Raw genomic sequence first — 21,212 nt, 5'->3', positions numbered from 1 at the left:
CAAATCGGCGAAAGCCTGGGCTACGCTCGCCGAATCGGCGCCCAAGAGCTCGGGCTGAAGCCGTTTCTGGCATCTCGAGCCCAGATTCCGTGTTCTTCAGCGTCCATGCACGTCGCGCCCTGCTTTGTGCAGATCATTCCTAGGCATCCCTCGTTGACCGCTCATCTTGTTGACCCATCGGGGTTGCGGAGATTCGCGCTGGATTCGCTATCGCGAGGGCCGGGACATGGGACGCAGGCGGCAGGCCGGATGGGGCTCACGTACTCCCTCCCGAACATGGTTTTGCAGGAACGTCGCTTCGATGATGAACATCGGATGCATCTGAATCGCTGGTGCGAAGGGGGAGATACCGCCGCTGAATCGAAACGGATGGGCAGGAGATTTATTGGTTTCTCTTGGTGTTTTGCTTGTACTCATCCCAAGCTTCGGTAAACATCGCGTGATTAGGGTCGTGCATTAATTCGTAATAGAATCCATCAGGCACAAGATACAGAAGATCAAGGACCTTTGTATTGAACTTTGTGTCGCTCACCTTCGTTTGGGTTTCTATGTTGGTGTATGTGTCGACTATGGCGTCATAGTTGTCGATGTAATTCTTCAGTTTGGGGTTGCCTTTGTACGGTGTCGGTTGCCACTGATGTTCTGTTGGCATGCCGGATGCCTCAAGTATTTTCAGGTTCTGGAAGTCTTGCAAATCCATGTATACATCCCACTTCCGGAGCTCGCCAGCACCGGTGTGGCCCTCGTGATTCCCCCATCTCGCGCCCTGCTGATCGTCGGTTATGTAAAAGCCCTCGCCGAACTGAAGTTTATTTTCAAAGTTCTGTCCATACGTCGGCATGACCCCGTTGGTTAGAAAACTAAGGTCGTGCGATGATTGCGTAAAATGGGAGCCCATATATATTGCTCCCTCGGGCGGTCTGATAACGATGCCCTTTCCATGGAGCTGTACTGGATAGCTGCTGGAGCGCTCCGCCTGCAGGCTGCTTAAATCCGATTTCAGTTGAATTTCACTCAACCCAGTCTTTTGTCGTCGTTGGAGCTCGCCATCGAGAAGGGATGCGGCGCGCTGGCGCTGCTGCACCATCCTGGGTGATTGAGTCTGGTCGGCTCCCTTCCGTGACTCTCTTGGAACCGTGCAGTGGACTTCAGCGGCTGGCTGGGATACTGCCGTTGCAGTCGTCGCGTAGGCTTTCATCGAGGGTCCTGGTTCTGCAATGTGTCCGCCAAATTTTCGAATGCGGTAGCGTTCATCCGGGCCTTCGTAAGGTACGACAGCGTGGTTCCATGTGGAATGGCACGCCTCGGTCTTTGGGCGAAGCAACAGTCACGGCCCCGTAGCGTTCGGCATCAAATGCTGCAATGCCGCCCCACCCAAGGTGATCTGGTAGCCGGCATCCAGGGCCCCGCCCGTTCCCGCGGCGCCGGACCGGCTTGACAGGCGCGCCATACGCAGGATCCTGGCGGCGCTGCGCGGATCGGCGGCGATCACCATGTTGGTCAGTGCGGCTGCTGCCTGGAAGTGGGCCGCGGCAGGATGGGCCGCATTGATCACCGGATCCGGCACGACGAGCGCCAGGGTATTGGCGAAGAAGTCGCGCTGGGCCTGCATGGTCGCGATGTCGGCTGGCGCCGCCGGGCCGGCCAGGGTCATGCCGTCGGCGCTGACCGAGAGCCCCGCGTGCGGTGAAGCGTCCAACGATCGCAGGTCGTGGTCGTGTTCGGTGTTCAGGCGCGTATCCCAGGTGTTCAGTGCACCGGCGCCGGCAGCGGCTCCGATGCCGACCACCGCAGGGCCGCCCAGGGTTGCTGCATTGCGTGCAGCGACCTCCGCTGCCTTGCGTGTTGCTCGCGCGGTGTTGGCATGCCCGTGGCTGGTAGGGTCGCCGAGTCGCGCGCCCAGTTCGGCGATCACCGACTTCGACGCGGCACCGCCGGCCGGGTTCATGTTCAGCTGTTGCACGCCATGGAGGCTGCGGTCTATCCACGCGAGCACCGCGGGAAATAGGTGTGTCGCGACTCCGGCATTCCCAGCGCCGCCGGCCGCCGCCGTGTGCAGGGTCAACTCGCGGTCGTCGTAGCCCGGGCCTGGCAGCGCACCGCCACCGAACGGCAGCGGGCCCTGCACCGCAGGCCGCGGCGAGCGGTCCATCGTCACGGTACCCACCTCGCCCCACGCGTCGTTGGTGTACGTGTGCAGGTGGACGATGCGGTGCGTGACGTCGCCTTGCGCATTGACGGTCTCTTCCATGGTCGTGCGCGCTTCTCCGGTATCGATGGCGTCGCAGCGCAGATGGCCCAAGGCCGTGAAGTAGTCACCCCAGCGCCATCGGGACATGAAGCTCAGCTGGGTGACTTCCCCGGCGGCACGTTGGACGATGGCCCGACGCTGCACGGCTGCATCCGGTGTCGAGCGGGTGGTGCGTTGTGCAACTGACATCGCCCGTGAGCCCATGGTGTCGGCTTCTCGCTCCAGGCTGGCATCACCGTTGACGGCAACGCCGGCGACCTGGTGAGTCGGGGGCACGCGCCCTTGATGCTGCTGGACGACGTGCCATGCCTCGTGCGGCAGATGCTTCTCTTGCCCTGGCCCCAGGTGGATGTGCGTGCCCTGGGCGTAGGCATGCGCCCCGAGTGCGGCCGCTTTGACGGAGTTGCGGTGGACCTGCACGCCCGACATGTCCACGCCGGACAGCGACTCGATGCCGCGGCGCAGCCCATCGGGCAGGCCGTCCTGGTGTGGCACCGCCGTCGGATCGGTTGTCCGCAATTGAGCGATCTGCGTGGTCTGCTTCAGCTGACGTGGGCTGTCGGACCATCCGCGTGTGTCGCCGGTACGGGCGAGGTTGTCCGCTTCGCTGGCCGGCACGTGCAGCGGACTGTCGACGCACTTGGCTTTGTGACGCCTTCTTGGGGCTGTGCTCATGGTCGACCTCCGCTACTGGCCGTCGAAGTCGGCCCAATCGTCCTGCGATCCCGTGTCAGTCGGGCCCGTGAACTCTTGCCATTCGATACCTTGGTCGTCGACGCTTGTGGTGGACACCTGAGGTCGCGGGTGGGCCTGGTCCGCGGTCCGGGGCACAACGGGAGGCGCCTCGGCCTGCTGGATCCGGCTGTTGACGGCGAATTCGAGCATCTGCGCCCTGATGCCGTCCTGGGTGGTCGCCGCATTGCGGTGGACTCGGGCCACGATTTCGCCGAGCGCCTCCTTGCTCTGCGCCCTCTCGGCCCCGGAGGGCGTCAAGGATTCGATGACGGCGAGATGCCGCTCGACGTTCTCTGGCGATGTCTCGGCCGTGGGGTTTCGGTAGACCTCGTCGTATTTGTCGACGGCAGGCTGGAAGTTGGCCGTGGGCGCGAGTGCGAACGACGCATCGTGTGCCGTGATCTTCTGGCCTCCCTTGCCGTTGGGGCCCGTCCTGAAGCTCCACAGGGCACGACCGTAGATTTGCTCGCCACCGACCTCGAGCCCCTTGGCGACGACTTCAGCTCTGAAGTCGTAGGCCGCTTCGGAGGACGGGCTGTCACCCAGACTGGCCGGCGTGATGGTGGCTCCGGCCTTCTTGCCTTCGACGTTCTCGCTGCCGCCCAGCGCCTTGTAGGACTTCTTGGGGGTGCCCAAGGGCCCATGGTGATCGTGTTCGAAGCTCGCGTCGATGTAGGCGTCCGGCACGACCGAATCGGTGGGCTTCTGCCGCGGGCTGAGCGAGTCGGCGGTGTGATCGACAAACCAGCCGGGTTCGCTGCCTTGTTCGCCCTGCGTCTGGGTCTTGTCGCGACGAGCTTCGTTGCCGTGAGCCCACGAGCCGATGGCATGGGTCTCGGGGTTCTCGGTCCTGACGATTTGCACCAGCCGGATGGGATCGGCATCGGCGGCATTGGCGTGTGGGGTGTAGGTCACTGTCGCGTTGACGGTGGGGGCCGCCTTGCTGCCGGCGTTCATGCCGAGGGCCCGTCCCTTCTTCAGGACGACGCGCATGACCCCGGAGGGCAGCAGGGTGCCTGACGACTTGTCGACATCACGCTGGACGACGGGTGTGGAGGCAGGCACCGGGGCGATCGCGTGCAGCTGGGCGATGCGGGCCTGTTGAGCCTGCACGCGTGAGCCGGTGGCTGCGGCCGCCAAGGCGACGGGAGGGCTTGCGCTGGCCGGGACATGGTTCGACCAGCTCGCCGCCCGCTCGGCGCCTTGTCGGGAAGCGGGTGTCTTCATAGCGAGCCTGGCACCATCCGCGGGGTGGTCAATCCGGAGCCCGGACGCGGATCAGCAACGACGACGGCACCGATGTGAACTTGTCGACCCAGCTCATGGAGTTGGTCTTGAACAGCGCGCCACCCCATGGCAGGTACAAGGTGATGAGGCACTTCTTGGCCGGTGCCTCCTGCTTCTTCTTGACCCCTTCGGACTTCTGCGTCTTGACGTTCTCAAAGCCCAGGTCGTACGGGTTCTGGACGGCGGCCTTGTAGCCCATGTCGCTGGCGATCTTCAGGATGGGCCAACTGGTCAGGTACGAAGCCGAAACGATGATCTCGACCTTGCCGGAGCCGGGAATGAGCTTGGCGGGCGCGTTGGTCAGGAACTGCTGCAGCATGAAGACGTTGCGCACGCTGGCGATGGTGTTGGCGGTCGAACTGATCAACGGGAATTGCCAGTCGTCCTTGGGCGGTTTTTCCTTGTACTGCTTCAGGCGCTTGCCATCGAGCCAGAAGCCGATGCCCATCGAGCTGAGATAGAGCTCGTCGCGGTCGTCGTCTTCTTCGTCCAGGGGGGCCAGGACGATGGTGCGAAGTCGCTCCTTGATGTCGTCGTGGCCGAGGTTTGGGTTAGTGAATCGCAGGTTCTCTGTCAGCGGCAGGTCCTTGTACGTGCCTTCCTGCGTGGCGTCGATGCCGAATTTGATGGTGTTGGTCTTGTTGCTCGTCTGCTTGAACTTCTCGATGTTCTCATCGAGTCGGCCGTGGTATTCGCTGCGCGTATCGTCCTCACTGCGGAACTCGGTGTAGGCGGTGAAGTCGTCCTTCGCACCGAGCGTGGCCGCCGAGGCCATGTCTCCCGCGCCCAGCTCGATGCGGCGAGACCCGGGCCGCGGCGGCAAGTCCGATTGGGGACGGTCGCGCAGCGGTATCGCGAGGGATGATTCCAGGATGAAGTTGCCGCCGACGACCTCCGGTGCATCGATCGGCAGCAGCGGCGGCGGGAACTGGTCGATGCCGTACTTCTCGCGCAAGGCCACCACGACGGCCGCGGCCTTGAACCAGTCTTTTCGCTCGATTTCGTCGGTCAGTTCTTCGAGTTCGGACAGGATCTGCTCATTGGGAACGCCCTTGTAGACGCGCAGCACCGTGTCCAGTCCGCGAAGCCTGGCGATGAGCCAATCCTCTTCGGCCCAGGCCTGGACGACGCTCGCCTGCGAGGAGGACGGATGCGCCGCGTACAGCTGCCGAGGCTCGCCCAGGTCCGGCAGCCTCATCTGCAAGGCCTTGCTGCCCATGGCGTCGGCCTCGTGCTCCAACCGCGGGTCGTCGTTGAGTGCCTGACCGGCCACCTGGCCGGTCGGACGGACGCGACCCTGTCGCTGCTGGACGATGTGCCAGGCTTCATGAGGCAGGTGGCGCTCCTTGCCCGGTGCCAGGTGGATGTCCTGCCCTTGCGCATAGGCCGCCGCATGCAGCCGGGCAGGGCTGGCCGAGGCACGGTGGACGCGCACGTCAGACAGGTCTTCGCCCGACAGGGCCGCGATGCCCCGGGTGAGCTGTTCCGGCAGGCCGTCGGAGGTCGCCGGTGGGGCCATGGCGTTCAGCTGCGCGATGCGACGCTCCTGGTGCAATTGGTGCGGACTGCCATCGACGAACCGTCGCGCAGCCGAAGACGCAGCCGCCGATGCGGGTTCCGACGCGGGAGTAGACAAGCCTGCGCGTTGGTTGCGCGTGCGTGTCTTCATGTCACTTCCCCTTGGCCTGCCGCTTCGCCTCTTTGTTGCTGATGGGCACCGGGCTGGCCTTTTTGATGGCCAGTGCCTTGGCAGATGTGGCTTCTTGTTCCTCCCCTACCTTATCTGCCAAGTACTTCTTCTTCGATGCACGATGGTGCACCTTCCCCCCGGCCAGTTGGGCGACCGGCGCTGTCTGCAATTGCGCGATGTGGTGTCCCTGGTCGCGCTGGCGCGGGCTGTCTGGTGCGGATGTGGCGCCAGCATGCGCACTGGCCTGTCGCTGCACGGTGTGGCTCTTGAGCACGGGGGCGTGTTGCTTCATGGCTTCTCCTGGGGCTTCTGCTTGGGCGTTTGCGAGGCGGCTGGGGCGCGCGGTGGGGTGGGGGCGGCGGCATGACCGGTGTCGTGCCAGCCCTTCATCTTCTGCAGGGCGGATTGGATGGGGGCGGGGGTGATGCTCTCGGTGCCGGCGAAGGGCCGGTCCATGGCGACGATGAAGAAGAACACCAGGCCGAGTGAGAGGGAGAGCAGGCCGACCGCGGTGGTGTTGAAGGGAGTGCGGGGAAAGATGTAGGCGGTGCCGATGGTGAGCAGGGTGCCCACGATCACCACCACCCACAAGGTGGCGGGCACCGCGGCTTCGCTGGCGTAGAGCCGCTCGCGGCGGTACTTCAGCAGCTCGTTGGTGAGCAGCCAGATTTCGGGCATCAGCGCCGATTCGTGGGCGGTGGTGGGGGCCAGGTGGCCCACGGCGCTGAAGACGTGGTCGTGGGCGGCCCAGGCGGCGTCGCTGGCTTCGCCGCGGCGCATGGCGGGCCATTCTTCTTCGACGATCACCTGCGCGTATTGGCCCAGCAGGTCGCGGGCCCGCAGCGCTTGCTCCGACTCGTAGAGCGAGAGGTTGCGCGCCAGCGCCCCGATCGTCACCGCTTCGCCGCGCACTGCCTTGTCGGCAGTGCCGTACGCATCCCAGACCGAGACCGCCGAGAAGGCGAGCAGCAGTGAGTTCACCGTGGCAATCACCGCCAGCAAGGCGATGGCGAGGTTCTTTTCGCCTTCGGCAAAGGGGTGTCGGCACCAGTGCTGGAAGCCCAGGTAGCCGCCTACGCCGATGGTGACCCAGCCGCCGCACACCAGCAGGCCCAGCAGCCCATTGGGCAGTTCGTAGGCTTCAACGGGCATGGCGCGGCCTCTTGGCGGACAGGGGGATTGCGGTCAGCATCACGGCTTGTCCTCACGGCGTTTGAGCAGCACCCAGATCGCACCCACCAGCGGCAGGGCGATCAGCGCGATCAAGGTGATGCCGCTGGATCGCATCCATTCGAGCGCGGGGTCGCATTGCGCCAGCGCCGCGCCCACGATGACTGGCGGCACGGCGACCAGTGCGGCATAGCGGCCATAGCGCTCGCGCAGGTCACAGCGCCACTGCAAGACGGCCCAACACACCAGACCGGCCAGCACCAGCAGTTCGAAGGCCAGCCGGACGAGCCAGCGGTTCGGGCAGACGACGCCGCACACCGCCTGGCTGACACGGTTGCTCTGATCCGGCCCGAAGGTGGTCCTCAGCGCCAACGCCTGTTGGGCGTTGAACTGTGGTTCGGTCACCGGCGTGGGCCAGAACCCGATGCCGCCGAAGTTGTCTTGCACGTAGACGAGGTCGTCGAGGTAGTTCTGCATCGAGTCCTGCGGCAGCAGCAGCAGGGGCACGGTGCTGCGCAGCACGATGCGGCGGTCGCTCTCGTTGAGCGAGGGGGTACCGCCGATCAGGGCCCTCAGCCGTTCGGCGGTGCGGGTGGTGGGCTCGGAGAGCAGCACCAGGAAGCGCAGCTCGATGTTGTTGCCGCGCACGTAGTCGCTGCTGGTCTCGACGATGCGGCCCTCGACGACCTTGGGGTTCTCAACCGCCTTCAGCAGCGCGAACAGCTTGGCGGGAGTGAAGGGGCCCTGCTCGTCGAACATCTGCTTGTCCGTCATCACCAGGTTGATGGCGTAGACCCGATCGGGGTTCTGCAGCATCGCCTGCGTCAGGCCCTGGACGTAGCGGGGGTAGAAGTCGGTGAAGCGTGCCGCCAGCTGGGGCTCTTTCTGCGGGTCTGGCGCCTGGTCGAAGAACACCGTCACACCGTCGCCCAGGCGCTGTACCTCGCCAAACCCTGGCAACCAGGATTTGGCGCGTGAGACAAGGCCGGGCAGCGGCGTGTCCAGCATCTCGCGGGTCATGCGGGTGTTGTCGACGGTGAGCCGCTCGATCTCGGCGTCGCGTTGGCTGGTGGGCTCGGTGGCGAGAAAGCGCCAGTCGGACCGGTAGACGCCGAAGTCGACGCGGGTTTCAAAGGTGCGGGCGGTGCGGATGAAGGCGGTCTGTGCTTCCGTCCATTGCGTGGGGTTCAACGCCTGCTCGTTGCCCAGCGGCAGCGCCAGGTAGCTCAGCCGGTTGATGAGGCTGAAGTCGACGGTTTGTTTCGGTGGGTCCGCGGCAAGCCAACTGGGGTAGACGGCGTAGAGCGGCTCTTTGGTGCGCGGCGGGTTGCATTGGCATCCGGCGGCGGGTGTCCAAGTCGGTGTCTTGGTGGTCGACAGGGGCCGCTCTCGCACGGCGGCATCGGCCAGCCAGCTTCGCAGGCCCAGGGGCATCAACCAGGCGGGCAGGTCGCGCCAGGACACCGGTTGCCCCGCAGGCGCCGCGGCGCTGGCGGTGGAGGGGGCGGCAGGTGCGGTCGTGGTCGCCGTGGGGGTGACGGGTGAGGGTGCGGCTGCGGGCGCAGTCGAGGGCGATGATGCCGGCGGTGACGCCGGCGCGGCCGCGGGCCCGCTGGCCGTGGCCGATGCGTCGGCGGCTGCACGGGTCGCGGTGCTGGCGGCGCGGGGTGCGGCCTTGGTGGTTCGCGGGGCGGGGGCGGCGGTGCAGATCTTGTCGAAGTCTTGCTGCTTCGGTGGCAATTGCTTGAGCCGCTGGGCTTCATTGACGATGAGCTGCCAGGCCTGGGCGCACACCTGCGCATCCACGGCCGCTTCGAACAGCGCCCGCGTCGGGTACTCCACGGCCATCACGGGCTTGAGCAGGGCTTCCAGTTGGGTGTGCTGCGCATCGCTCCAGACCAGGTCGGCGGGCGCTGGCGGCGTGGGGGCGCTGGCGGCTGCGGCAGGCTCGGGTGCGGCTTCAGGCGGGGCGCTGCCATCGACCACGATGGTGGTCTCCGGCGGGGCTTCGCCGCCCTTGATCCGCTCCTTCAGTGCGTCGAGTTGAGCCGCTTCCAGCTGATAGACGCGCGCCGTCGGCTGGGCGTGCGCGGTGGGCGCGGGTTGGCTCACATCGATCTGCGTGAGCGGCAGCACCGGCTGTGAGGCGGGGGCCGATGCCGGCTTGGCCGGCCGAGGCGAGTCGCCGACCACCCGCAGGCTGTAGGCCTGACTGGCCACGTCGCCGAGGTCGTCTACCACCCGCACGCGGAACTGGCTCGGCCCGATGGCGCTCGCCGTGCCACTGATCTCGCCTTGCGGCGACAGCACCAGGCCCGCCGGCAACTTGCCCTGGGCCAAATCGAAGCGGTAGGGCGGCAGGCCACCTTCGGCCCGCACCGCTCGGCGGTAGGCTTTGCCGACGGTGGCCGCTGGCAGGGTGACGGGGTTGCGCTCCAGGGTGAGCGGGTCGCAGCGGTCGGGGTCGGAGGCGCTGTTCTCGCAGATCAGGCGCGGCGGCAGGCGCACGGTGGCCTGGCTGGCGGGCGGGCGCACCGGCTGCACCTGCACGACGGCGCCGGAGGCTGCCGACGGGCTGGATGCGGCGCGCGCCACGGCGGGGGCCGAGGCCGCGGACGCCGCCGTTGCGCCGGCTGTGATGCTGGCCGATGCGTTGGCGGATGTGCTGGCTGCCGCGCTGGCTGGTGCGCTGGCCGCCAGAGCGACACCGGCCGCAGCCGCGGAAGCTGGGGCCGAAGCTGGTGCCGCGGAAGGGGCAGTTTGGGCATGGCTCTCGCGCAGCCCCAGCGGCAGCACCAGGCCGGCCACCGAGGCTGCCAGCAACAGCGCTTGCAGGATGCGTTCGGTACGGGCGGTCACAGGGTCCTCCCTTCCTTGCGCAGTTCTTTGGCGAGGCCGGCGCGCAGCTCGGCCAGCCCCACCTGATGACGGCCATCGCGAAGCACCGTCAGCGCCGCATGGCGGATGACGTTGGCGATGGCACCGCCAGAGACCTCGTAGCGCTGCGCCAGGGTGGCGATCTCGACATCGGCCGCCATGTGCTGTGCGGGCAGCATGCTGCGCCACAGGCGGTTGCGCTGCTCCACATCGGGCATCGGGAAATAGATCATCGACTGGAAGCGGCGCGAGAACGCGTCGTCGAGGTTGCTGCGCAGGTTGCTGGCGAGGATGACGACGCCGGGAAAATCCTCCACCCGCTGCAGGAGGTAGGCGATCTCCTGGTTCGCGTGGTGATCGTTGGCGTTGCTGGCCGCTCCGCGCTTGCCGAACAGCGCATCGGCCTCGTCGAAGAACAGGATCCAGCGCCGCGTCTCGGCCTGGTCGAACACCCGGGCCAGGTTCTTCTCGGTTTCGCCGATGTACTTCGAGACCACCATCGACAGATCGATGCGGTAGACATCCGCTTGCGCGCGCTGGCCAATCAAGGTGGCCGTCAGCGTCTTGCCGGTGCCTGGCGGGCCGTGGAAGAGGGCACGGTAGCCGGGCTTCAGGCTGCGCGACAGCCCCCAGTCGCGCATCAGGCGCTGCTCCAACTGGGTCCACGCGCAGATCTGCTCCACCTCGTCCATCACCTCGGGCGCGAGCACCAGGTCTTCCCAACCCAGCTCGGTGCGGATGAGCTTGGCGGGGAACTGCGCGCTGTAGTCCGGCTTGTCGGCATGGCCGGTGGAAAGGCGCTGCAGGGCCTCGTTGCTCAGCAACAGCGCGCCGGCCAGGCGAGGCTCGCTCGCCGGGGGCATGTCCAGCCGCAGGCCCCGGCGGGTCAGAGGATGCTGCGGGTCGAAGCAGTCCAGCAGGCGGATGCGCCAGGGCAGGTGCTCGCCGGCGATCACGAAGGCGGCCGTCTCGCCGGTGGGCAAGAAGCCCCCGTGTGCTTGCGACTTGATGCCACCGAACTCGGTGAACCCCCGATCGAGGTTCTGGTTGCGCATGAACAGCAGATCGAGCGCCCAGGGGCGCACATGCGGCACCAGTGCCAGGGCCAGCAGCAGGCGCTCGGGGGCACCGAGTTCCATCTCGCTCACCCAGCGGGCCAGCTCACTGTCGGCAGGCAGGTCGGGCGGCGACGGCGCTGTCTCCGGGTTGTGGGGCAGCTGCTGGAAGTGTTGTTCCAGGCGCAGGTCGAGCATCTTGCTCAACCAGTCCAGCTCCAGGTCCAGCGCCTGGGCATGCGGGTTCTCAGCGCCATTCCACATGCAGCGCTCCTTGCATCCAGGGCAGGCGAATCGTCTGGAAGCTCCACGGCAGACGGTCCAGCAGCACGTCGAAGCCGCGCGTCTGCACGCGCAGGCGCCAGCGCGGCGGGTCGCCCGCCGGTGTCTTGTCGCGCAGCAGGCGGCCCTCGCGCCGCAGGAAGCTCTCGCGCAGGCCGGCGACCGAGGTGTGGCCCACCGCTTTCCAGTGCGCGATGACAGCTTGCAGCAGTTGCTCCAGCAGCGTCACCGTGTCGTCCGGCAATGGGGGCACCTCGGGCAAGACCTCGGCCGGGGGCACGCCGCACAGCAGCCGCGAGAGCACGGTCTGCGCCTCATCCACCGGGCCCGGGCCATGGCAGAGCGTCTGCAGGCATTGCACGCCTCGCGCCTGGGCGTGGGCATCGATGAAGCGGCCCTGGTCGATCAGCTTTTGCTGCTTGAACAGTCGCTCGGCGTAAGCGGCCAGCAGCACCTGGCCGGCGTCGCCCACCCAGATGGGGTCGGTGGTGGGCGCCGGTGGTGCGGTGCGGGTGCGGGGCAGCACCGGTTCCGCCTGGTAGTGGCTGCGCAGCGCCGCCTGGTCGGGTGACAAGCCCTGGATGAAGAGATAGCGGCACAGCCGCCGCCAATGCTCTTGCACCCGGGCCACCGGCTCGCGCACCAGGCCGGTCAGCCACTGCTGAAGCCGGCCGGCGCGTTGTTGCAGGCCTTGCACGGCCGGGCCGAACTGGGCTTTCAGCATTTGCCAGCGGCGCGATTCGTCGAACAACTGCATCCACCGTTCGCACGCTGCGGGCGTCTCCAGCAGCCGGGCCAGGCGCAGGCGCTGTGGCCACGCCCATTGGCCTTCGCGGCATTGGCGCTCCAGGTGTTGCAGCGCCTGGTCAAGCGGTGCGGTTCGGTCATCGCTCGCGCGGCGGGCCGACGTCTGCCGGTCCGCTTCGCGGGCCGGGCTGTTGGCGTTTCGCGGGTCGGGGCGTGGCTCGGGTCGCTGGCGTGTCGACGTGGCGGCGGGGCGCTGGCTTGTCGCTGGATCGGCGGCTGCGTCCCGTCGGTCGGCCGCAGAGGCATCGCCTGGCAGGCGGGGGTCGGTCTCGTCGCCATGACCCAGCCACTGTTCCCACGCCCGCTGCCACAAGGCCTGCCAGGCGCTGTGGCTGTCAGGCAGGCGCTGGCCTTCGACCAGTCGCTGCAGGCAGGCTTCCAGCAGCAGGGCCTGCAGGCGGCCGAGGCCGGGGCGCCGATCCGCCGGTGCTTCGCGCTGCAGGCGCATCGCCGTCTGGCGCAAGGAATCGCTCCACAACGAGCTGCCGGGGTGGCCCTGCCGGCTCGCCGCGCCGGCAGGGCTCATCGCGGCGATCAAGGTGGCGGTGTTCTCGGGCGACAGGCACTGCGACCACTGTCGCCGTTGGCGGCGTTCGCCGGCCCACTGCAGCAGGCGGCTGCGCAGCGCGGCGGGATGGGCTGCCGACAAGCGGCCCAGCAGCGTGGCGATGCGGGCGCTGTGGCTCGCGCTGTGGCGGCGCGGGCGCGAGAGCGCCTCGCGCAGCTGCTGCAGGCCTGCCTCCCAGGTGCGGGTGGGGGCCTCGGCGTCGGGCGTGGCCTCACCGGTGCCCGCGTCGGCGCGGTGGGCGGGTGAGGCCAGCAGCTCGCCGAGCCAGCCCGTGGCCGAATCCGCAGGGCGCCCGGGCAGCGCCGCGATGCGCTGCGCCCAGGCCGGCCCGATGTGTTGCGCCATCGCGGCCCGCAGCGCTGCCAGCAGCTGTGGCCGGCTGCCGGCGCCCAGCGCGCTGCCGCGTGCACCCCACAGCACCCGCAGGGCCACCGAACGCAGCGCCTGCTGCAACTGCTGGCGCTGGTGCGCACTGAGCCAGCCGTGGGCCTGCAGGGGCAGCAGGCAGGTGTCGTCGAGCGTCTGCAACGAAGCGGCCAGCGGCGCATCGCGCTGGGCCAGCAGCGCATGCAAGCCGTGGTGCGGGCTGATCAGCGACAGGCGCTGCAGCAGGTGGTCGCGCTCGGCATGGCCTTGCAGGGCCGCCCACAGTCGCACCCCGTGTGCGCGCGCCAGTTGCGCCAGCCAATCGGCCGAGGCCCGGCGGCCGGGCAGCGACACGCCCCAAGGCAGGTGGCCGTTCTCCAGGTAGAACAGGAACTGGTCGATGGCATGCAGCCGCGCCGAGGGCAGTGCGGGCCGATCGTCACGCTGGCGTGCCCGGGCGAGCGCGAGATCGAGCGCTTCGTCCAGCCGGGCGGCCCATTGGTGCGGGTCCTGCCGGCGTGAGAGCCGGCCGAGGTCGATCTCCAGCCGGTCGATCTGCCAGACCTGGCCTGAGCGGTCGTGCCGGTCGAAGCGGGCTTCGATCTGGCGCAGGCCCTCGCCCCGGAAGAAGCGGGCCAGGCGGTCTTGCATCGGGTGGCCTTCCAGGGCCGCATGCGGCGATCTGAATCGCAGCTCGCAGCGCATGGTTTCCACGCGGTGGTTCATCGCGCGGCCTCCTGCAGCAAGGCGAGCAGCCGCGCGGAACGTTCGTCGAGCCGAATGGCAGCGGCCTCCAGCCGAGGCGTGCCGGGCTCGCTCATCAACTCGGTCGCATAGGCCTGCCGCGCCGCCAACCAGGCCTGCCACGCCACCTCGAAGCGCAGCATCTGCGAGGCGTCGAGCCAGAGCAACTGGCAGCGCAGGTGCGCCGGGGCCTCGCGGGCGGTGATCTGGCGCGCGAGGCTGCGAAAACGGGGGTCGGCGCCGCGGGCCGTCCAGCCGCTGAAGACGAGACTGATCTGCAGCTCGCCCGCGGCAGGGCAGGCCACGGAGGCCGCGGCGCCCTGTTCGCCCTGTTTGCCCTGATGGGCCGCGGCGAGCGGGCGCAGCAGCACGTGCTCGACCAGGTGCAGGCCTTCGCCAGCCGCCTGCAACTGACAGGCGGCCTCGTGAAGCGCGCGGCCGTGGTCTTGGGCGCGGGCCTCGTCCAGGCCACCGGCCAGCAGCCAATGCCGGCCCGCCTCGTCGGGGCCCAGCCAGAGCTGGCCGCCTTCAGCGGGCGACCACTGGAACGCCTCCGGTCGAACCGCCGCGCGCAGCAACGGTGCCGGCAGGCCCTGCTGGATGGGGGGCATCGCGTTGCGCAGTGGGGGCCATTGGATGCTGCGCCGCCGTGCGGTGGGGTTGAGCACCGGTTGGGTGTCGCCCGGCGCCTTCATCGTGAAGTGGACGCCGCGCAGGGTTTCGAAGGTCTGCGTCTCGGTCGCCGGGCCCTGGTCGGGGCGGGGGGCGGCGACGGTGGTGGACGCCGGGCCGGCGTCCGTCACGGGCCACTCTTCCGGTGCGGGCAGTTGCTGCGATTGCCAACTGGGGCTCAGCCAGCGGCTGTGGGTTTGGGCCAGGCCCAGCATCAAGGCCAGGCGCTCTTGCATGGGTGGTGTGTTGTCGGGCTGGCCGATCATCGGCCGGCTGAGGTCGGCGGCCGCGCCCCGCAGCCGGCCCAGGCGCAGCAGGCGGCGTGCAAACTGGCGCTTGAGCCGCAGCAGATGCACCGGCCAGGCCTGCGGCGTGAAGTAGCACGGCAGACCCTGCAGCCCGGCGTGGTCGAGCGATTCACCGTGCAGCGCCAGCTGATAGTCGAGCACACGGTGGCGGCGACTGAGCTGGTCTTCGTCGATCCAGCGCGCGTTTTCCAACTGATCGCGCGGCACGGCGTAGAGCGCGTCGATGCCGGGCAACTGCTCGTCACCGGGCAGGCTCGTCCAGCAACTGCGGGTGTCTTCTTCGTCCAGCGCGTAGAGGTGAGGCAGCTGTTCGCGTTGCACCTGCACCTGGTTCAGGCCTTGCTCGAGCAGGCCGAGGTAGCCGTGCCATTGGTCACGCAGGCCGGGCTGGCGGCGGGCCTGGTCGAGCAGGGCCTGGCGGTACAGCGGCGGCAGGGCGGCACTGGCTGGATAGTGGTCTCGTCGCACTTCAGGCAGGGGGCGCATCGGCGTGGTGTCGGCCCCGGCCCCGGCCTCGGCCGGGGGCGTCAGCGACGCGGCGGCCAGGCGCAGCGGCATCTGCCGGTGGTCGGCCAGCAACTGCAGCAGCGTTTGGGCCGGCACCTGCACGGGGCCGCCTTCGCGCCGCAACTGCCATTGGCGCAATTGGGCTTCCGTGTCGGGCCAGCGCAGGCGCAAGGCCCAATCGGGCCCGCGGCGCCGCACCGTACCGGGCGGCGTGGCCACGTCGTCCAGGGGCTCGGCCGCCTCACCGTCGGCGAGCGAGAGCACCAGCGAATCGACTGACGCGATGCCCTCCATGCTCAACAGCTGCCGGGTCAGGTCGCCGATGTAGAGGTAGTCCGGGTCCTGGTCCAGCCAGGTGCGTTCTTCGGGCGTGAGGGGGCGGCCCAGTGGGCCCTCGGCGTCGAGATCGATCGCGTTGCCGGGGGGCAGGCCCTCGGGCAGGCGGGCCGAGATGACGTCGTCACAGCGCTGCAGCAGCTCGACCAGCAGCTCGCACACGTCGCGATGGCCTTCGAGCTCGAGCGAGATCTTCAGATCGACCCAGCGTGATCGCAGCATGGTGGGCGGGCCATCCAGGTCTTCGCCCAGGCTGCGGTGCGGCCAGTAGGCCTGCAGTGCCTTGCGTTGCAGGTCATGCCGGTCGAGTGGGGTGTCGCTGTAGCTCTGCAGGGCCATGCGCCACAAGCCGGTGGCGCAGCGCCGCTCGTCGCACAGCGGCTGCATGTACAGCTGGCGCGCATGCGGCAGTTGCTGCAGCAGCCACAGCTGCCAGTCGTCTTCGGTGCAGGGGTGGCTGGGCAGCAGATCCGGCGGGGTGTGCAGGCCGAACCGGGCCCAGGCGGCGGGGCCGTCATCGGGCGCCAGGCCGAGCAGCGGTGCCACGGGCTGGCGGGCGGAGAACAGGTCTTCGGTCAGCGCGTAGCAGAGCGCTTCCAGCAGGCTGACGCCGGGGTCGTGCAGATTGAAGTCGGTCCACAGCTCGCCGCTGGCGCGCTGGGCTGCGGTGATGGCGTGCAGCCGCAGCGCGTCGAAGCCGAGTGCATCTGGCGCCTGTGAGGTGTGTCGGGCGATGCTGGCGATGGCGTCGGTGGGCTTCATGGCAGCGGCGGGGGCCTTCAGGCGGTGGGCTTCGGGGTTTCGGGCGGGCGGCCTTGCTCCATGTGCCGGTCGAACCACAGCTGCGTGACGTGCGCCTGGATGCGCACGTCCTCGCCGAAATTGCAGCCGGTGCGGATCTGCAGCCGGTAGACCGCCTTGCGCCCATGCGTGCCGTTCCAGCGCAGCTGCAGCTTGTCGCAGCGGCGGCCCCACCAGGCCTGCGTTTGCCGTATGCCGCGGCGGGCATGCCAGCGTGCCAGCCAGCCGCCGGGGTTGTAGGCCGACAGGGCCACGGCATGCAGCAGGCCGAAGTGGCCACTGCCACGTTGGCCGCCAGCACCGGCCACCACCTCGAAGCCTTGGCAGCCTTCGAGGTCACCGGTGAGGTCTTGCCATTTGCCGTTGGCCAGCAGCGGCTTGGCAGGCAGGGGCAGGGCACCCTGGCGCCCGTGGCTGCTCACCGTGCCTTGCACGTCGAGGGTGGACTGCGGATCCACCGTGCCGATGCCGACGCGCCGCTGGGCATCCAGGCTCAGCAGCGGTTCACCGTCATCGGGCGGCTGGAACTGCAGCTGGTGCCGTTGCGGGCCCAGGCTCATGCGCCAGAGGGCCTGCTGGGGCGACTGGTCGCGGTAGAAGCTCAGCAGGTTGTGATGGCCGACCGGGGCGTACAGCTCCTGCCCATTGGCCACCGTCTTGCGGAAGCCTTCGTCGACCATGTTCAGCATCGAGTCGATCAGGTCGACGAAATGCGTCTGCGTCGGCAGCTGGCCGTCGGCGAAATAGTTGCGCAGCGTTTCGCGATTGCGCCAGGTCATGGATGCACCTCGCGCAGGCTGGCGGCGAACAGGCGCGTGTGAGGGTGGCCCCGCCCGCTCATGCCGCGTCCTTTCCGATGATGAAGCTGCTGGCCACGGTGAGCTTGCCCAGCCCGCTGGCCTGTGCCACTGGCGAGGGGCGGTCGACCAGCTCCAGCAGGTGGCCCCGTGTGGGCAGGGCCAGGCTCCACGCGTGTGCGGGGCGCACGTGGCGGTCGCCGCGGGCCGTGTCCGACAGGGTGTAGAGCTGCTGGTCGCTCGACACGATGTGCAGCAGCGAGACTTGGCCGATGGCCTCCACCCCTGGCTGGCCGCGCAGGAAGGCTTCGACCTCGTCGGCGCGAAGTTGCCAGTCGAAGCGCGTGGTGATGCCGCCGGGCCGCCAGGGCGACAGGTAGTCGCGCAGGCTCTGGTTCAGCTCGCGCAGCCGCTCGCCCTGCGGCTCGCCGCGGGCCAGGCGCAGCGTGCAGCGCACCTGGATGCGCTCGTAGTTGGCATTGCGCACCAGCAAGGGCTGATGGGGCGGCATGCGGTCGGTGAGGTAGGCGGCAATGCGCTGCAGCGTCGATGCATCGAGACGCGGTGCCTCGGTGCCGTCGATTTCGTAGCCGGCGGGCAGCGTGGGCACCACGACCACGGTCACCGGCGCATCGGGCTCGCCGGAGGTGCGCGGAATGCACTTGAGCTTGAAGACCTCGGGGAAGGCCTGCAGGACCAGGCGTTCGCAGTCCCACGGTGAAATGGCTCGGGCGCGGTGGCGCAGCCGCTCGGACACGCGGGTGGCCCAGGCGCCCGGTGTTTCCTGCGGCCGCAGATCGAACGACGGCCAGGGCTGGCGCACGGTGGCGAGACCCGGCGTCGCCTCGAGGGCGGCGCGGATGCGGCCCGCCGGCAGCGGCGTGTCACAGAAGTCACCCAGCCGGCGCGCGCACAGGCCGTTGGTCCACACGCCGATCAGGCCCGCCAACAGATCGAGCTCGCCCTGGCCGGACAGCCGCAGCCAGAAGCTGTGGCCCGGCAACGACGTGCAGCCGCGGGTTAGGCCGGCGGGAAGATCGAGCACCACGAGGCCCGTGCGCAGCATGCCTTCGGTGCTGTCCAGCAGCACGCGGTGAGGTTCGATGGGCACCCAGTCGTGGCCACGCCAGGCATGCCACTGCAGGCCCGGTGTGGGCCGGCCGAGGGCTTCGCGGGCCGCCTCGCTGCGCAGCTTGAACAGCAGACTCAGGCTGCCTTCGGCGCTGGGCCCATCGAGCCCGATGAAGAGTTGGCCCGCGCCGTGCCAGCGCTGCAGCACGTGCACCGGCGTGGAAGGCGGCACATGCCGCAGGGCCTGCACGCCGAAGGGTGTGATGTGCAGCAGCTCGCCCGAGCCCGCGTGCTCGGCGCTGACGCGGGCGGTGATGCGCTGGCGGGCGCGGTAGTCGACCGTCATCGACTCCAGCACCGGTGTGTACGGCGCCTCGGGCAGCGGCCGGGCGCGCTCGGGCTTGACGCGGCTGTTGGCGGTGAGGGTTTCGGCCATGAGACGGGGGTAGAGCGCATGGCCGAACGCATCCGGCGGGCTGGCGAGCTGCAGCTTGAAGAAGCCCTGGCGGCTGCTCAAGCCGAACTCCGGCGCTTCGGCAGGCTGGCCTGGCGGGGCTGGCTGCAGCATCATCGGGTGGTGCAGGCGAAGCAACTCGGCACCTGCCACTTCCAGGTGATGGCCCGCTTGTCCACGTTCGCCGAACAGCGGCAGCGTGGGGCCACCCGCCGCCTGCCAACGTCCCTCGGTGAGCAACGACAGTTGCACGCGGAACGAGGGCTCGTCCCAATCGCGGCCGGGGTATTCGGCGTAGTGGCGGGCCATCCCGCGTGGCGGCAGGCCACTCCAGCGCAGGTTCAGACACAGGTGCTCGAGCGGCTTGGCGGCCAGTTCGGCGTGGGTGAAGACGAGGTACGCGCTGGCGTCGGGCAGCGGGCCCAGCGGCATGAAGGGCTTGCCCGGGTCGAGCCGGCCGAGCTGGTTGTGCAGCTGCAGGCTGCGGGCGCCGTGCACCGCTACCATCACCTCGGCCGAATCGAGACGCAGTTGCTGCAGCAGGCTGCTGGCGAACAGCCGGCTGCGGTTGTGCAGCAGCAGCTGCAGCACCGGCAACGTGGGCCAGCCGGCGCCGTGCACCGTTTCGCTGGCGGCCACGATGGCGGGCAGGTCTGCCGACAGCCGAAGGCTGACGACGATGCCGGCGCCGGCGCCGTGGGGCGCTTCGCCGCGCCGGACAAAGGCTTCGCCCAGGTCGAGCCAACCGGTGGCAATGGGCAACTGGGCGCGCCAGGCGCCGCGGAACACCCGGTCGAAAACGAGGGGCCGTTCCAGTGGCGCGTCTGAGAACAGCAGCGACAGCGGGTCGTCCACGTCGACGTGATCGGTCTCATTGAGCACGGCGCGGGCGTGGGCGCGCAGATGCAGGGCGGCCGACGCGTCGAGGGCGGCACCGGTGGCGCACAGCCATACCGCGAGGAACCGGCCCAGCCGCGGCAGCAGGCGCGGGCCGTCGTGGGCAGCCAGGCAACGCGCCAGCAGAAACGCGAGCCACGGCGTTTGCCGCAGGCCGGGGCTGTCGGCCAGGACCGGCTGGAGCGCCGCCGCCAGCGCGCGGGCTTGATCGCCCGTCGGGTCGGGCTCGGCGTAGCCGTCTGCCGCCTCTTGGGCGTTCAGCCGCATGCACCAGACGACCAGATCGGCGCCAGCATCCGGCAAGGGCAGCTCCACCCCTTCGGGCGCCGCCACGGTGAGGGTGACTTCGATGTCCCGCAGCCCCTCGCGCAGCGCCAGCAGTGGCGAGGCGATCGCCACACCCTGCCGGGCCGGCACGCTGCCGGCGCCGCCGCCCAGGATCGGCACCGAGGGGGCGCGGGTATCGGCCGCCTGGTCGGTGGTGGGCACCGGCCACTGGCGCGCCAGCGCCTGGGTGGCGAAGCCGTACTCGTGCTCGGGCGAGATCTGCCGGTCGAACACATGCCTCAGGCTGAGCAGCTGGGTGACCTTGAGCGGGCTCACGTGCAGCGCGTGCTCGGCGGCATAGCTGCTGCTGCCCCGATCGAGATTCGCGACGAAGCGCCAGCCTGGCGGCAGCATCACCGGTTTGGGGTAGCGAGGGTCTCGTTCCAGGACCAGGTGCACCCGATCGGCCCCGGCCGGCAGCGGCAGAAAGCCCAGCCGCTCGGTGTAGTAGTGGTGGGTCAGCCGCGTGTCGAACAGGTTGAGCGGTTCGCGGGTCTGCTGCAGCAACTGCGTCCAGGCCAGCAGCAGGCCGACGCCCGGCTCGTGCAATCCGGTGGTGAGGCTGGCCGGAAGCTGTTGGAGCGCCAGCACCGACAGCAGGCGCACCAGCCGGCACATCGCCATCCAGAACAGGCGCAGCCGGCGCAATTGGCTGCTCACCGGTTCATCGGCGGCCTCATTCGCCTGTGGCAGACGGGCATGCAGGCCCCAGGCGGTGTGCCAACCTGCCCAGGCCGCCGACGGGGCCTGAGCGATCAACAACACCGCCTGCAGCTGCTTGCCCAGCGACTGGGTCAGTGCGCGCTCGATCGGCTGCCGCAGCACCTGGCGTATCGGCTGGTCGCGTGCCTCGGTGTCGTCGTCGAGCAGGGCGTACCAGCGGTCGAGCTGGCGGGCCAGCCGCAGGCAGTGGCTGAAAGCGCGTGAGGGCGGCATCCACGCGAACTGGCCGGCCTCGGCATCGAGGTCGTCCACCGGCTGGGCGGCAATCTCCGCGAGCAGGATGCTCAGGTCTTGTTCGAGCATCTGGCCCCAGTGGCCGGCATCGGAGCCCTGGGTGTCAATGAAACGCAGGTGGCGGCCCAACTGCAGCACCTGGCGCAGCCGCTGGGCCAGGCTCAGCTCATCCGGCCGGAAGTAGCCGGGAGCGAGCGCGGGGCTGAGCCGCTGGTCCTGCTGTGAGCCGGGGTGCATGCAGATCCTCGCGGGG

The 21,212-nt window shown here is 68.8% G+C and carries 12 protein-coding genes; all 12 read right to left on the bottom strand.

Going from position 1 to position 21,212, the window contains the following annotated elements; genetic code table 11:
* Positions 1-382: 382 nt before the first annotated feature.
* The 12 genes from AACH06_RS27030 to AACH06_RS26975 all read right to left on the bottom strand — a co-directional run bounded on the left by AACH06_RS27030 (position 383) and on the right by AACH06_RS26975 (position 21,196).
* Positions 383-1,198 carry a hypothetical protein gene (locus tag AACH06_RS27030; protein WP_341428928.1) on the bottom strand — a complete coding sequence of 272 codons (816 nt, stop codon included), beginning with the start codon at positions 1,196-1,198 and terminating at the stop codon, positions 383-385.
* Positions 1,199-1,327: 129 nt separating this feature from the next.
* Entirely contained in the window at positions 1,328-2,926 is a 1,599-nt protein-coding gene (locus AACH06_RS27025) for an eCIS core domain-containing protein (RefSeq protein WP_341428927.1), read from the bottom strand.
* 12 nt (positions 2,927-2,938) lie between these two features.
* Positions 2,939-4,213 carry a hypothetical protein gene (locus AACH06_RS27020; protein ID WP_341428926.1) on the bottom strand — a complete coding sequence of 425 codons (1,275 nt, stop codon included), beginning with the start codon at positions 4,211-4,213 and terminating at the stop codon, positions 2,939-2,941.
* Positions 4,214-4,241: 28 nt separating this feature from the next.
* Positions 4,242-5,942 (bottom strand): eCIS core domain-containing protein, encoded by a 1,701-nt coding sequence (locus AACH06_RS27015; protein WP_341428925.1) that lies wholly within the window; start codon positions 5,940-5,942, stop codon positions 4,242-4,244.
* 1 nt (position 5,943) lies between these two features.
* On the bottom strand, positions 5,944-6,255 hold the full coding sequence (locus tag AACH06_RS27010) for a hypothetical protein (protein WP_341428924.1): 312 nt from the start codon (positions 6,253-6,255) through the stop codon (positions 5,944-5,946).
* Positions 6,252-7,115 carry a bestrophin-like domain gene (locus AACH06_RS27005; RefSeq protein ID WP_341428923.1) on the bottom strand — a complete coding sequence of 288 codons (864 nt, stop codon included), beginning with the start codon at positions 7,113-7,115 and terminating at the stop codon, positions 6,252-6,254. The genes AACH06_RS27010 and AACH06_RS27005 overlap by 4 nt, the downstream gene beginning before the upstream one ends.
* Positions 7,116-7,154: 39 nt before the next feature.
* Positions 7,155-9,992 carry an Ig domain-containing protein gene (locus AACH06_RS27000; protein WP_341428922.1) on the bottom strand — a complete coding sequence of 946 codons (2,838 nt, stop codon included), beginning with the start codon at positions 9,990-9,992 and terminating at the stop codon, positions 7,155-7,157.
* Positions 9,989-11,329, bottom strand: a complete 1,341-nt coding sequence (locus AACH06_RS26995) for an ATP-binding protein (RefSeq protein ID WP_341428921.1) — start codon at positions 11,327-11,329, stop codon at positions 9,989-9,991. The genes AACH06_RS27000 and AACH06_RS26995 overlap by 4 nt, the downstream gene beginning before the upstream one ends.
* Positions 11,313-13,814, bottom strand: coding sequence for a contractile injection system tape measure protein (locus AACH06_RS26990; RefSeq protein WP_341428920.1), 2,502 nt, complete (start codon positions 13,812-13,814; stop codon positions 11,313-11,315). The genes AACH06_RS26995 and AACH06_RS26990 overlap by 17 nt, the downstream gene beginning before the upstream one ends.
* Positions 13,811-16,417 (bottom strand): hypothetical protein, encoded by a 2,607-nt coding sequence (locus AACH06_RS26985; protein WP_341428919.1) that lies wholly within the window; start codon positions 16,415-16,417, stop codon positions 13,811-13,813. Before AACH06_RS26985 ends, AACH06_RS26990 begins: the two co-directional genes overlap by 4 nt.
* Positions 16,418-16,434: 17 nt before the next feature.
* The gene (locus AACH06_RS26980; protein WP_341428918.1) at positions 16,435-17,235 is read right to left on the bottom strand and encodes a hypothetical protein; all 801 of its coding nucleotides are present in this window, start codon (positions 17,233-17,235) and stop codon (positions 16,435-16,437) included.
* Positions 17,236-17,293: 58 nt separating this feature from the next.
* Positions 17,294-21,196 carry a hypothetical protein gene (locus tag AACH06_RS26975; RefSeq protein ID WP_341428917.1) on the bottom strand — a complete coding sequence of 1,301 codons (3,903 nt, stop codon included), beginning with the start codon at positions 21,194-21,196 and terminating at the stop codon, positions 17,294-17,296.
* Positions 21,197-21,212: the final 16 nt, after the last annotated feature.

The sequence above is a fragment of the Ideonella lacteola genome (assembly GCF_038066555.1).
Classification (GTDB): domain Bacteria; phylum Pseudomonadota; class Gammaproteobacteria; order Burkholderiales; family Burkholderiaceae_C; genus Ideonella; species Ideonella lacteola.
Note: the sequence above shows the minus strand (reverse complement) of the source record. Positions and strands in the feature narration are given on the sequence as shown.